Source organism: Pseudomonas sp. X4, assembly GCF_040784925.1.
In the GTDB taxonomy this organism is placed as follows: Bacteria; Pseudomonadota; Gammaproteobacteria; order Pseudomonadales; family Pseudomonadaceae; genus Aquipseudomonas; species Aquipseudomonas putida_Z.
Genome location: NZ_CP160798.1, coordinates 2,325,631 through 2,339,006, shown reverse-complemented (window position 1 = coordinate 2,339,006; position 13,376 = coordinate 2,325,631). Strand labels below are relative to the sequence as shown.

At 62.8% G+C, this 13,376-nt stretch carries 11 protein-coding genes; 4 read left to right on the top strand and 7 right to left on the bottom strand.

What is annotated here, in order from left to right; translation table 11 throughout:
• Nucleotides 1-186: 186 nt before the first annotated feature.
• Together ABX298_RS10285 and oadA are read left to right on the top strand one after the other, a co-directional pair.
• Complete coding sequence (locus ABX298_RS10285) at nucleotides 187-1,602, top strand: acetyl-CoA carboxylase biotin carboxylase subunit (protein ID WP_013974837.1); 1,416 nt, start codon at nucleotides 187-189, stop codon at nucleotides 1,600-1,602.
• Nucleotides 1,603-1,613: 11 nt separating this feature from the next.
• Entirely contained in the window at nucleotides 1,614-3,422 is a 1,809-nt protein-coding gene (gene oadA, locus ABX298_RS10280) for a sodium-extruding oxaloacetate decarboxylase subunit alpha (protein ID WP_025341144.1), read from the top strand.
• A gap of 185 nt (nucleotides 3,423-3,607) precedes the next feature.
• Here the strand turns inward: oadA and ABX298_RS10275 are convergent, their stop codons facing one another.
• From ABX298_RS10275 to ABX298_RS10265, 3 genes are read right to left on the bottom strand one after another with little or no spacing between them, the layout of a single operon-like run.
• Entirely contained in the window at nucleotides 3,608-4,279 is a 672-nt protein-coding gene (locus ABX298_RS10275; RefSeq protein ID WP_367394366.1) for a GNAT family N-acetyltransferase, read from the bottom strand.
• A gap of 7 nt (nucleotides 4,280-4,286) precedes the next feature.
• Nucleotides 4,287-4,733: an N-acetyltransferase family protein gene (locus tag ABX298_RS10270; protein WP_367394365.1), complete on the bottom strand. Its 447-nt coding sequence runs from the start codon at nucleotides 4,731-4,733 to the stop codon at nucleotides 4,287-4,289.
• Nucleotides 4,734-4,744: 11 nt separating this feature from the next.
• Nucleotides 4,745-5,374 carry an FMN-binding negative transcriptional regulator gene (locus ABX298_RS10265; RefSeq protein ID WP_367394364.1) on the bottom strand — a complete coding sequence of 210 codons (630 nt, stop codon included), beginning with the start codon at nucleotides 5,372-5,374 and terminating at the stop codon, nucleotides 4,745-4,747.
• A gap of 90 nt (nucleotides 5,375-5,464) precedes the next feature.
• Here ABX298_RS10265 and ABX298_RS10260 point away from each other — a divergent pair, with 90 nt between their 5' ends.
• A complete protein-coding gene (locus tag ABX298_RS10260; RefSeq protein ID WP_367394363.1) occupies nucleotides 5,465-7,009 on the top strand; it encodes a PLP-dependent aminotransferase family protein in 1,545 nt (514 codons plus the stop codon).
• A 176-nt stretch (nucleotides 7,010-7,185) separates the two neighbouring features.
• Here the strand turns inward: ABX298_RS10260 and ABX298_RS10255 are convergent, their stop codons facing one another.
• The 4 genes from ABX298_RS10255 to aspA form a co-directional block, all read right to left on the bottom strand.
• Nucleotides 7,186-8,289 (bottom strand): polyamine ABC transporter substrate-binding protein, encoded by a 1,104-nt coding sequence (locus ABX298_RS10255; protein ID WP_075046780.1) that lies wholly within the window; start codon nucleotides 8,287-8,289, stop codon nucleotides 7,186-7,188.
• The gene (locus tag ABX298_RS10250) at nucleotides 8,289-9,332 is read right to left on the bottom strand and encodes a histone deacetylase family protein (protein ID WP_075046779.1); all 1,044 of its coding nucleotides are present in this window, start codon (nucleotides 9,330-9,332) and stop codon (nucleotides 8,289-8,291) included. The genes ABX298_RS10255 and ABX298_RS10250 overlap by 1 nt, the downstream gene beginning before the upstream one ends.
• Nucleotides 9,333-9,502: 170 nt before the next feature.
• Nucleotides 9,503-10,495, bottom strand: coding sequence for an AraC family transcriptional regulator (locus tag ABX298_RS10245; RefSeq protein WP_085691518.1), 993 nt, complete (start codon nucleotides 10,493-10,495; stop codon nucleotides 9,503-9,505).
• A gap of 271 nt (nucleotides 10,496-10,766) precedes the next feature.
• Entirely contained in the window at nucleotides 10,767-12,191 is a 1,425-nt protein-coding gene (gene aspA / locus ABX298_RS10240) for an aspartate ammonia-lyase (RefSeq protein WP_003260072.1), read from the bottom strand.
• A 182-nt stretch (nucleotides 12,192-12,373) separates the two neighbouring features.
• On the opposite strand from aspA, the gene ABX298_RS10235 reads away from it, so the two are divergent.
• On the top strand, nucleotides 12,374-13,306 hold the full coding sequence (locus tag ABX298_RS10235) for a LysR substrate-binding domain-containing protein (protein ID WP_075046777.1): 933 nt from the start codon (nucleotides 12,374-12,376) through the stop codon (nucleotides 13,304-13,306).
• Nucleotides 13,307-13,376 lie beyond the last annotated feature (70 nt).

Genomic DNA, 13,376 nt, shown 5'->3' with positions numbered 1-13,376 from the left:
TATCCGCCCTTCGGCAACACCTTGTTACCGCACTATAAGCTTTTGCTAATACAGCCCCTAACAAATATTGATTTTTGTTTATCAACCTACAGCGCTAGGGTGAATGTGCGACTGGCCAGCAACGTCTGGTCACGCGCCGACCGGGAGAACCGGCTCGACTGTTCCTACGGCTTTGGGAAGACTCCAGTGATAAAAAAAATCCTGATCGCCAACCGAGGTGAAATTGCAGTTCGGATCGTGCGTGCCTGCGCCGAGATGGGCATTCGCTCGGTGGCGATCTATTCCGACGCCGACCGCCACGCGTTGCACGTCAAGCGCGCCGACGAAGCCCACAGCATTGGTGCCGAGCCGCTGGCCGGTTACCTGAACCCGCGCAAGCTGGTGAACCTGGCTGTGGAAACCGGCTGTGATGCCCTGCACCCGGGCTATGGTTTCCTGTCGGAAAACGCTGAACTGGCAGAGATCTGCGCCGAACGCGGGATCAAGTTCATCGGCCCGGCCGCCGAGGTCATTCGCCGCATGGGCGACAAGACCGAAGCACGCCGCACCATGATTGCCGCCGGTGTACCGGTAACCCCGGGTACCGAAGGCAACGTTGCCGATATTCACGAAGCCCTGAGTGAAGGTGACCGCATCGGTTACCCGGTCATGCTCAAGGCCACCTCTGGTGGTGGTGGCCGTGGTATTCGCCGTTGCAACAGCCGTGAAGAACTGGAACAGAACTTCCCCCGCGTCATCTCCGAGGCTACCAAGGCCTTTGGTTCTGCGGAAGTGTTCCTGGAAAAGTGCATCGTCAACCCCAAGCACATCGAGGCGCAGATCCTCGGTGACAGCTTTGGCAACGTCGTGCACCTGTTCGAGCGCGACTGCTCGATCCAGCGCCGCAACCAGAAGCTCATCGAAATCGCCCCGAGCCCACAGCTCACCCCCGAACAGCGCGCCTACATCGGCGACCTGGCGGTGCGTGCGGCCAAGGCAGTGAACTACGAGAACGCCGGTACCGTGGAGTTCCTGCTCGCCGATGGCGAGGTGTACTTCATGGAAATGAATACCCGGGTGCAGGTGGAACACACCATCACCGAGGAAATCACCGGTATCGACATCGTCCGTGAGCAGATCCGCATTGCCTCGGGCCTGCCGCTGTCGGTCAAGCAGGAAGACATCCAGCACCGCGGTTACGCGCTGCAGTTCCGCATCAACGCCGAAGACCCGAAGAACAACTTCCTGCCCAGCTTCGGCAAGATCACCCGTTACTACGCCCCCGGCGGCCCGGGCGTGCGTACCGACACGGCGATCTACACCGGCTACACCATTCCGCCGTTCTACGACTCCATGTGCCTGAAACTGGTGGTGTGGGCGTTGACCTGGGAAGAAGCCATGGACCGCGGCCTGCGGGCCCTGGACGACATGCGCGTGCAAGGGGTGAAGACCACCGCCGCGTACTACCAGGAAATCCTGCGCAATCCCGAATTCCGTAGCGGCCAGTTCAACACCAGCTTCGTCGAAAGCCACCCGGAACTGACCAACTACTCGATCAAGCGCAAACCCGAAGAGCTGGCCCTGGCCATCGCCGCTGCCATCGCCGCCCACGCAGGCCTGTGAGGAACCCCATAATGTCCAAGAAAATTCACGTAACCGACACGATCCTGCGCGACGCCCACCAGTCCCTGCTGGCCACCCGCATGCGTACCGAAGACATGCTGCCGATCTGCGACAAGCTCGACAAGGTCGGCTACTGGTCGCTGGAAGTCTGGGGTGGCGCCACCTTCGACGCCTGCGTGCGCTTCCTCAAGGAAGACCCGTGGGAGCGCCTGCGCAAGCTACGCGCGGCACTGCCCAACACCCGCCTGCAAATGCTGCTGCGCGGCCAGAACCTGCTGGGCTACCGCCACTACAGCGACGATGTGGTCAAGGCGTTCGTCGCCAAGGCAGCGGTCAACGGTATCGACGTGTTCCGCATCTTCGATGCGATGAACGACGTGCGTAACCTGCGCGTGGCCATTGAAGCGGTCAAGGCTGCCGGCAAGCACGCCCAGGGCACCATCGCCTACACCACCAGCCCGGTACACACCATCGAAGCCTTCGTGAAGCAGGCCAAGCAGATGGAAGCCATGGGTTGCGACTCGGTGGCGATCAAGGACATGGCCGGCCTGCTGACCCCGTTCGCCACCGGCGAACTGGTCAAGGCGTTGAAGGCCGAGCAGTCGCTGCCGGTGTTCATCCACTCCCACGACACTGCCGGCCTGGCCGCAATGTGCCAGCTGAAGGCTGTGGAAAACGGCGCCGATCACATCGACACCGCCATCTCCAGCTTCGCCTGGGGCACCAGCCACCCGGGTACCGAGTCGATGGTTGCCGCGCTCAAGGGCAGCGAATTCGATACCGGCCTGGACCTGGAGCTGCTGCAGGAAATCGGCCTGTACTTCTATGCCGTGCGCAAGAAGTACCACCAGTTCGAAAGCGAGTTCACCGCCGTGGACACTCGCGTGCAGGTCAACCAGGTACCGGGCGGCATGATTTCCAATCTGGCCAACCAGCTCAAGGAGCAGGGCGCCCTCAACCGCATGAACGAAGTGCTGGCTGAGATCCCGCGCGTGCGTGAAGACCTCGGCTTCCCACCGCTGGTAACCCCGACCTCGCAGATCGTCGGTACCCAGGCGTTCTTCAACGTGCTGGCCGGCGAGCGCTACAAGACCATCACCAACGAGGTGAAGCTGTACCTGCAAGGCGGTTACGGCAAGGCTCCGGGCGTGGTCAACGAGCAGCTGCGCCGTCAGGCGATCGGCAGTGAAGAAGTGATCGATGTGCGCCCGGCCGACCTGCTGAAACCGGAAATGGCCAAGCTGCGTGCCGATATCGGCGCCCTGGCCCGTTGCGAAGAAGACGTGCTGACTTTCGCCATGTTCCCGGACATTGGCCGCAAGTTCCTCGAAGAACGCGAAGCCGGCACCCTGACCCCTGAAGTCCTGCTGCCAATTCCTGAAGCGGGCGCAGTGGCGTCTCATAGCGGTGAAGGCGTACCGACCGAGTTCGTCATCGACGTGCACGGCGAAACCTACCGCGTCGACATCACCGGTGTGGGCGTGAAGGCCGAAGGCAAGCGCCACTTCTACCTGTCGATCGACGGCATGCCGGAAGAAGTGGTGTTCGAGCCGCTCAACGAATTCGTCGGCGGCGGCAGCAGCAAGCGCAAGCAGGCCAGTGCCCCGGGCCATGTCAGCACCACCATGCCAGGCAACATCGTCGATGTGCTGGTCAAGGAAGGCGACATGGTCAAGACCGGCCAGGCCGTGCTGATCACCGAAGCCATGAAGATGGAGACCGAAGTGCAGGCGGGTATCGCTGGCAAGGTCGTGGCCATCCACGTGGCCAAGGGCGACCGCGTGACACCGGGCGAGATCCTGATCGAGATCGAAGGCTGAGATAAGCCCTCATCTACAAGCGGTTTACCTCTGGGGAGCGGATGCTCCCCTTTTTTTTGCGTTGAATCTGCCGGCCTCTTCGCGGGCTTGCCCGCTCCCACAGGTACACCACCAGTCTCGAGACCTGTGGAAAACCTGTAGGAGCGGGCAAGCCCGCGAAGAGGCCGGTTGGTCCAGTGCAATTCTCAACCCTTGCGGCACGCCTCCAAGGTCTGCACCTGCCCCTCGGGCTTCTGGTTTTCCTCGCTCAACCAACGCTCGAACCCGGCAGCCACCGCCGGCCACTCATCATCGGTAATCGAATACCACGCCGTATCCCGATTGTGGTCCTTCACCACCAGGTGCTTGCGGAACACTCCTTCATAGACAAAGCCAAACCGCTCCGCCGCACGCTTGGAGCGTGCGTTGGCGTTATTGCACTTCCACTCCAGCCGGCGGTTGCCCAGCTCGAAGCCCAGCTTACCCAGCAGGTACACCGCTTCGGTGCCCTTGGGCGTACGCTGCATGGCAGCGCCGAAGGCGATGTGGCCGATTTCGATGCGGCCGTGGTCGGGCACGATCGACATCAGGCTCAGGATGCCCTGGGCCTGGCCGCTGGCGCGGTCGATGACGGTATAGAACAGCGGGTCGCGGCCAGCGGCGTTGCCTTCCAGCCAACGGTCGAAGGCGGCACGTTCGGTGAACGGGCCATAGGGCAGGTAGTCCCACAGCGCCGGGTCGGCCGCCGGGCCTTGCAGCACCTCCCAAAGGTGGTCGCCATGGCGCGCCGGGTCGAGCTTTTCCAGGCGGATGAAGCGGCCGTCGATGGGCTCGGCCTGGGGAGCTGCGGCGGGTTTCCAGTTCAATGCGTCGGTCATGTTCGGCTTAGAACTCTTTGCGGAATTGGATGAAGCCCGAGCGCTCGGCAACCTGTTGGTACAGGCTGATGGCGGTGGCGTTGGTTTCGTGGGTCAGCCAGTGCACCTTGGCGCAGTTGTCGGCCTTGGCTTTGGCGTAGACATGCTCGATCAGCTGGCGGCCGATGCCCAGGCCGCGCTGTGTGCTGTCCACGTACAGGTCCTGCAGGTAGCAGGCGTTTCCGATGCTCCAGTTGGAACGATGGTAGATGAAGTTGACCATGCCCACTGCCTTGCCATCGACCCAGGCCAGGGCCGAATGGGTCGGTTCGTTCGGGTCGAGCAGGCGTTGCCAGGTGCTGAGGTTGACCTCTTCGGTCAATTCGGACTCATAGAAGTGCAAGTAGGCCTGCCACAGGCCGAGCCAGGCAGCATGGTCTTGGGTGGTAACAGGACGCAGGGTAACGCTGGACATCGGCTATTCCTTCAGAGTTGGCGCATGTGCGCCGCGAGTTGGTTATCCAGGTAATCGGGGCTGGCGCTCAGGCCTTCACGCACGCCGGCAATGTCTTGCTCAGAGCGGTTCTGGCTGAGCTTGCGCGCGCCCTGCAGGCGGGCGATGGGCAGGCGGATGCCGACGATGGCGCGGAGCATGCCATCGAGGTAGTCACGCGGGGCATCGGTGACGTTCCACGGTTCGCTGCGGCCTTGTTCGTGGTGCTCGGTCAGGCGGCTGACAATGGCCAGCAGTGGTTCGGCGTCGTGGATCACTTCGGCCGGGCCATAGGCGTGCACGGCCAGGTAGTTCCAGGTTGGCACCACCTTGGGGTTGTCGGCCTTGCTCGGGTAGTAACCGGGGCTGACATAGGCATCGGCGCCGGGGAACACCAGCAGGGCTTCGCCGCCTTGCTTCAGGTCGTGCCACTGGGGGTTGCCCCGCGCCAGGTGGGCATAGACGGTGCCGAATTCGCCTTCGGCGATATCGACCAGCACTGGCAGATGCGTGGCCAGCAGGCCTTGTTCGCCCTTGCTGACCAGGATGGCCAGGCGGGTGTCGAGCATGTGCTGGTGCAGGCGCCCGAGGTCGTGTTCCTGATGGGGTTTGCTGTTGTACATGCTCGGTTTCCTTGTGCGATGGCTCCATCCTAGGCAGGCTATTGGTTCATAGTAAGAGCCATTAACAGCTGTTTTTATAGGTCCAATACCGTGAGCGAGCGCCCCCTAGTGTTGCCTTTCGACCCTGCCGGGATCGCCCTCGATCGCCGCCGCGGGCTCAGCCAACAGCTGTACCAGGCGCTACGTGCGCGGGTGCTGGACGGGCGCCTGAGCAGTGGCACGCGGCTACCGGCCACTCGTGATCTGGCCGCCATGCTGGCGCTGTCACGCAACAGCGTGGTGCGGGCCTATGACCAGCTATATGCCGAGGGCTACATCGAAAGCCGGGTAGGCGACGGCACCTATGTCAGTCAGTTACCGAAACTCTCCGCTGCAAAACTATCCACACAAGTATCCACAGGGTTATCCAGGGGGTTATCAACAGACTTATCCACATTTTCCTCAAAAAATACTGAGGATTTATCCAGCAAGCGCTGTTCCAGCGAGCCTTTGCAGCGCCTGAAAAGTAACCATCTGCCGCCCCCAAGAAGCGGTGCACCGCGTGCTTTTCGCGTCGGTATTCCGGCGTTCGACCTGTTCCCGTTCGACGTCTGGGCCAAGCTGCAGGCGGGTTTCTGGCGCAACCCGGCTCCGGCGCAGTTGGGTTATGGTGACCCGGCAGGTGAGCCGCTGCTGCGCGAACTGATCGCGGCCTACCTGCGTCGCTCGCGTGGGCTGGGTTGTACTGCTGAACAAATTGTGATCACCAGTGGTGCGCAGCAGGCCATCAGCCTTTGTGCACAGTTGCTGTTGCAGCCGGGCGACGGTGTGGCTGTGGAAAACCCGGGTTACCGCGCAGCCGGGCATGCCTTTGCGCTGGCCGGTGGCAGGTTGTGTGGTGTGCCGGTGGACGAGGACGGCATGGACTGTCGCCGGCTCGGGCAGCTGACGGATTGCCGGCTGGCTTATGTCACGCCAGCCCACCAGTACCCGACCGGGGTGACCATGAGCCTGGCGCGACGCCTGGAACTGCTGGCCTGGGCCGAGCGCAGCGAAGGCTGGATCATCGAAGACGACTACGACGGCGAGTATCGCTACAGCGGTGCGCCCTTGGCCCCGCTAGCGGCGCTCGACCGGCACGGGCGGGTACTGTACGTCGGTACCTTCGGCAAGATCGCCTTTCCGGCGTTGCGCCTGGGCTACCTGGTACTGCCGCCGCAACTGGCGCAGGCGTTCAGCCAGGGCAGGGCGCTGGCGGTGCGGCATTCGGAGGTCAGTAGCCAGTGCGTGATGGCCGAGTTCATGGCCCGGGGGCACTTCCAGCGGCATATTCGGCGCATGCGCAAGGCGGCGTTGAGTCGGCGCAATGTGCTGAAGGCTGGCTGGCCTGTGGATATTCCGGGTTTGGGCGGCATGCCGGAGGTGGCGGCCGGGCTGCATGTAAAGGTCGATGTGGATAACTTTGCGCGAGAGCAGGAGCTGGTGGCCAAGGCTGAAGCGGTGGGGGTGGAGGTGACGCCGCTGAGCAATTTCTGGCTGGCGGACAGCGAGGTACCTGTGGATAAAAGGGCAGGGCTGGTGCTGGGGTTTGCAGCGGTGCCGGAGGGGGAGATTGCCGAGGCGTTGATGCGCTTGCGCAAGGCCTGGAGAAAGTGAATGGGGCCGCTGTGCGGCCCTTCGCGGGCACGCCCGCTCCCACAGGGACTGCACTGGTCTTGAGAGCTGTGCAGCCCTGGGGAGCAACTGCCTTGCTCTAAATCCTCAAGCTTGCGCGATCCCTGTGGGCGCTGGCTTGCCGGCGATTGGGCTGCAAAGCAGCCCCCGGCTCTAAATCAGGTGCCGGACTTGATTCGCGTCCAGGCCCTGGTCCGAGCCCGCTCGGCATCCCGCGCCAGGGGCTTGAGGGTATACAGCTTGGCCATCGCCTCCGCCGTCGGATACAGGTTGGGGTTGTTGCGAATCGCCGGGCTCACCTTGTCGGTCGCGTCCTTGTTCGGGTTCGGGTACCCGACAAAGTCACTGATCGGCGCAATCACCTCGGGCCGCAGCAGGTAGTTGATGAACGCGTGGGCATCTTCCGGGTTGGCCGCGTTCTTCGGAATCGCCAGCATGTCGAACCAGATCGGTGCACCTTCCTTGGGCAGGCGCATGTCCACCACTACGCCATTCTTCGCCTCGACGGCGCGGTTGGCGGCCTGCGAAAAGCTGCCGCTGTAGCCCACTGCCACGCAGATATCGCCGTTGGCGATGTCGGCCATGTATTTCGAGGAATGGAAGTAGGTGATGTGCGGGCGAATCTTCAGCATCAGCGCTTCGGCTTTCTTGTAATCAGCCGGTTTGTCGCTGTTCGGTGGCAAGCCCAGGTACTGCAACGCCAGCGGCATGATCTCAGACGGCGAGTCGAGCAGGGCCACGCCGCATTGCTTGAGCTTGGCGATGTTCTCTTCCTTGAAGATCAGGTCCCAGCTGTCCACCGGGGCGTTGTCGCCGAGCGCAGCCTTGACCTTGGCCGGGTTGAAGCCGATCAGCACGGTGCCGTACATGTAAGGCACGGCAAATTTGTTGCCGGGGTCGTTAGCCTCGATCAGCTTCATCAGCGCCGGGTCCAGGTGCTGCCAGTTCGGCAGCTTGCTGCGGTCCAGCGGCTGGAACACCCCCGCTTCGATCTGCTTGGCGAGGAATACGTTGGACGGCACTACCACGTCATACCCGGAGTTGCCGGTCAGCAGCTTGGCTTCCAGCGCCTCGTTGGTGTCGAAGATGTCGTAGACCAGCTTCACCCCGCTGTCTTTCTGAAATTCGGTGAGGGTTTGCGGGGTGATGTAGTCGAACCAGTTGTACACCCGCAGGGTGCGCTGTTCGGCCTGGGCTTGCAGGGCACCGGTGATCAGGGTAGCGGCGATGAACGGGGCGAGCAGACGCTTGAGTCGGACCATTACCGGGCTCCTGGCTGGGCGCGCTGGAAGCCTTCCAGCACATTGACCGCGTTGATACCGATTTCTTCCACAGCGTAGCCGCCTTCCATCACGAACAGGGTCGGCTTGCCGAGCTGGGCAATGCGCTTGCCCATTTCCAGGTAGTCCGGGCTGTCCAGCTTGAACTGCGAGATCGGGTCGTCCTTGAAGGTATCCACGCCCAGCGAGATCACCAGCACATCGGCGTCATAGGCGGCGATGCGCTGGCAGGCGTCCTCCAGCGCAGCGCTCCAGGCGGCCCAGTCGCTGCCGGCCGGCAGAGGGTAGTTGATGTTGCAGCCTTCACCGGCACCCTCGCCGGTTTCATCGGCATAGCCGAGGAAGAACGGGAACTCGTCGCGCGGGTCGCCATGGATCGAGGCGAAGAACACATCGTTGCGGTTGTAGAAGATGTCCTGGGTGCCGTTGCCGTGGTGGTAGTCGACGTCGAGGATGGCGACCTTGCGCCGGCCCTGGTCGAGGAAGGCCTGGGCGGCGATCGCGGCGTTGTTCAGGTAGCAATAGCCACCCATGACTTCGCCGGCGGCATGGTGCCCTGGCGGGCGGCACAGGGCGAAGGCGGAATGGGCGCCTTGCTGGATAGCCGCCTGCGCGGTGAGGGCGACCTGGGCGGCGCTGTAGGCGGCCTGCCAGGTACCGGCGGTGATCGGTGCGCCGGCATCGAAGCTGTAGTAGCCCAGCTCACCGTGCAGGCCGGTGGGTTTTACCTGGCGCAGGGTGCGTGCGGGCCAGGTGAACGGCAGCAGGTCGCCTTCCTGCCCCAGTGCGGCCCAGCGCGCCCAGGCGCCTTCGAAGAAGTCCAGGTAGCCGGCGCTGTGGATGCGCAGCAACGGTGCGCGCCCGAAGTCGGTGGGGCCCTGGATGTCGCCGAGGTTGCGCTTTTTTACCTGGTCGAGCACATGGTCGGCGCGTGACGGCATTTCGAAACAGGGCATCAGCTTGCCGTCGATCAGCTCGCAGCGGCCGTGGTGCAGGCGGTGGTCATCGGAATAGATCGTCAGCATTGTTGTTCTCCGGTGGGTACTGGCGTGGGCCCATTCTCATGGGCGGGCCAGTGGGGGAGAACGACGCAAGTGGCCAAAAGGGGATCGATATGGCCAAGCTCTTTGGCTGGATTTGTTGGTGGCCTGTACTGGCCCTTTCGCGGGTGAACCCGCGAAAGGGCCGGTACAGGTCAACCGCGAAAATGACTGGGCGCGACGCCACTCCAACGCTGGAACGCATGCCGAAAACTGGCGGTCTCGCTGAACCCCAGGCACTCGGCAATCCGATAGATTGGCATCTGCTCATCAGCCAGCATCTGTTTGGCCCGCTCGAACCTCAGTTCATCCAGCAGCTGTTGATAACTGCTGCCCAACGCCTGCAAATGCCGGCGCAGGGTGCGCGATGAGCAGTTCATCTGCCGCGCCAGCCCTTCCAGCCCGGGCGCTGCATCCAGTTGCTGCGCCAGCAGTTGGCGAATCCGCCCCAGCCAGGCCTGGCGGCCGGTGAATTCCAGGTTCAGGCGCCGGCAGCGTTCGCTCATGGCCTTGTGGGTAATCGGGTCGGCCAGCGGCAGTGGCGTGTCCAGCCAGCGCCGTTCGAAGGCAAAGGCATTGTCCTCGGCCTCGAAACCGACCGGGCACTGGAATGCCCCGGCATAGAGTGCGTGGTAACCGGGCCGTGGGTGTTCGAAACGGGCTGCCAGCAGGGGCAGCGGGCGGCCGAGCAGGTCGTCGCAGATGACCTTAAGCGACACCAGGCAGAACTCGGCGTTGAAGGCGGTCAGCGTCGGGCTATCGTGGTAGTCGCTGGCGCTGAACCAGACGCGCTGGCCGTCGTCGAGCAAACGCAGCTTGAAGACTGTTCCCAGCAGTGCCGGATACTGCAGCGCCAGGCGCAAGGCGTCACCCAAAGTGGCACTGGAGAGCAGGGCGTAACCGAGCATGCCGTAGCACGACACATGCATGCGCCGGCCCAGTTCCAGGCCGATATCCTCGCGCCGGGCAACGGCGTTGGCGCACACCTGCAGTTCCTGCTGGGTAGTGATGCGCGCATCGGCATGGCCCAGGTCTGCCGGGCCGATGCCGCTGCCGGCCAGCAGCGCCGACGCCTCGCAACCGTCTGCCTGGAATACGTTGAGGATCAGCGAAACCGCGTTGAGGGTGGTCAGGTGGCTGTGCAGCATGCTGGGTAATCCCGTTGGGCTGGGACGCATTATGGAGCAAGTTGTGTGCCGATGTTCGGGGGCCGCTCTGCGGACCTATCGCGACACAAGGCCGCTCCCACATTGGCGGTGTTCGCAGGGCTCTTGTAGGAGCGGCCTTGCGTCGCGATGGGCTGCAAAGCAGCCCCAAATCCTTCAGGCAAAAAAAAGGCCCGAAGCATAGGCTCGGGCCTTGGAAAGGTTGAGAGGTGTCTAGTCCCTCGACCTGGTGAGACTGTTTACAGCGGCCTGGTTACGCCTTCAGCGGAACCAGACGGGGAGCGATCATGTTTTCCGGACGCAGGATGTCGTCGAGCATCGCGTCGTCCAGCAGCTTCTCTTCGCGCACCAGTTCCAGTACGCCGCGGCCGGTTTCCAGGGCAACGCGGGCGATACGGGTGGCGTTTTCGTAGCCGATGTACGGGTTCAGGGCGGTGACCAGGCCGATCGAGTGCTCGACCAGTTCACGGCAGCGCTGTTCGTTGGCGGTGATGCCGACGATGCAGTGCTCGCGCAGCATGTCCATGGCGCGTTGCAGCAGGCGGATCGAGTCGAAGATCTTGTAGGCGATCAGCGGCTCCATAACGTTCAGCTGCAGCTGACCACCTTCGGCGGCGACGGTCAGGGCCAGGTCGTTGCCCATGATGGCGAAGGCCACCTGGTTGACGGCTTCCGGGATAACCGGGTTGACCTTGCCTGGCATGATCGAGCTGCCTGGCTGACGCGCTGGCAGGTTGATCTCGTTGATGCCGGTGCGCGGGCCGCTGGACAGCAGGCGCAGGTCGTTGCAGATCTTCGACAGCTTGACGGCGGTACGCTTGAGCATGCCGGAGAACAGCACGAAGGCGCCCATGTCGGAGGTGGCTTCGATCAGGTCGGCAGCCGGTACCAGCGGCTGGCCGCTAATGGCAGCCAGGCGCTGTACGGCCAGGGCCTGGTAGCCAGGGTCGGCGTTGATGCCGGTGCCGATGGCGGTACCGCCCAGGTTGATTTCGGTCAGCAGTTCCGGGGCCAGCGAGCGCAGGCGCTGCAGGTCTTCGGTCATGGTAGTGGCGAAGGCGCGGAATTCCTGGCCCAGGGTCATCGGTACGGCGTCCTGCAGCTGGGTACGGCCCATCTTCAGTACGTGGTCGAACTCTTTACCCTTGGCAGCGAAGGCCTGGATCAGGCTGTCGAGGCTGGCCAGCAGGGCGTCGTGGCCCAGCAGCAGGCCCAGACGGATGGCGGTCGGGTAGGCGTCGTTGGTCGACTGCGCCATGTTCACGTCGTTGTTCGGGTGCAGGTACTGGTACTCACCCTTCTGGTGGCCCATGGCCTCCAGCGCGACGTTGGCGATGACTTCGTTGGCGTTCATGTTGGTAGAAGTACCAGCACCGCCCTGGATCATGTCCACCACGAACTGGTCGTGGTAATCGCCTTTGATCAGGCGGGCGCAGGCTGCGGTGATGGCAGCGTGCTTGGCATCGCTCAGGTGACCTAGCTCACGGTTGGCGTCGGCAGCAGCCTGCTTGACCATGGCTAGGGCCACGACCAGCTTCGGGTAGTGCGACAGCGGAACACCGGAGAGGTGGAAGTTGTTGGCAGCGCGCAGGGTCTGGATGCCGTAGTAGGCATCTGCAGGAACTTCAAGGGTACCCAACAAATCTTTTTCGACGCGGAACGATGCAGCGGAGGACATGATGTATATCATCTCGATTTTGACCCGGCACATGCCGGAATGGCGCCAATCCTAGGCCTGAAGGTGATTTTGCGGCCAATGCTGTTGCACGCTAACCTATGCACAAACGGCATAGTGTTTCATGTGACGCCAATTGACATTCGAGCGTGTTCCATTTTGGTGCACGCCAGGAGATGTGCTTCATGAACCTTGAAAGCAAATGGCTGGAAGACTTCAGTGCGCTGGCCGCCACCCGCAGTTTTTCCCAGGCGGCAGAGCGGCGTTTCGTCACCCAACCGGCCTTCAGCCGGCGCATTCGCAGCCTGGAAGCAGCCTTGGGCCTGCAATTGGTGAATCGTTCCCGCACGCCGATCGAGCTGACAGAGGCCGGCCAGCTGTTTCTCGTCACTGCGCGTACTGTTGTCGACCAGTTGAGCGAAATTCTCCGCCACTTGCATCATCTGGAAGGCGGGCAGGGTGAGGTGGTGCAGGTGGCCGCGGCACACTCCCTGGCATCGGGCTTTTTCCCGCGTTGGGTGGCCCAGTTGCGCAACGACGGGTTGAACATCGCCACCCGCCTGGTTGCGACCAACGTCGGAGATGCCGTGCATGCATTACGCGAAGGTGGCTGCGACCTGATGCTGGCCTTCTATGACCCGGATGCCGCCCTGCAGATGGATGCCGAGATCTTCCCGTCGCTGCACATGGGCACCACTGAAATGTTGCCGGTATGCGCCGTGGATGCCGAGGGCAAGCCGTTGTTCGACCTGGAAGGCGAGGGCAGCGTGCCGCTACTGGCGTATACCGCCGGCGCCTTCCTCGGTCGCTCGGTCAATTTGCTGCTGCGTCAGCGCAACCTGCGCTATACCACCGTCTATGAAACTGCCATGGCCGACAGTCTGAAGAGCATGGCGCTGGAAGGCATGGGCATCGCCTGGGTGCCGCGCCTGTCGATGCGTGGCGAACTGGAACGGGGCGAACTGGCGATCTGCGGCGGCAGCCAGTGGCACGTGCCGCTGGAAATCCGCCTGTACCGCTGCGCCCTGGTGCGCAAGGCCAATGTGAGGCTGTTGTGGCGCAAGCTCGAGGGGGCGGCGATGGTTGACCCAAAAGTCAGTCAAAGCCCCGAAAAATAAGGGGCGACAGTTGGTCGCCGGGGTGCCTTAAACGCACCACCTTACGGTATACTGCGCGGCCTTTCGACCG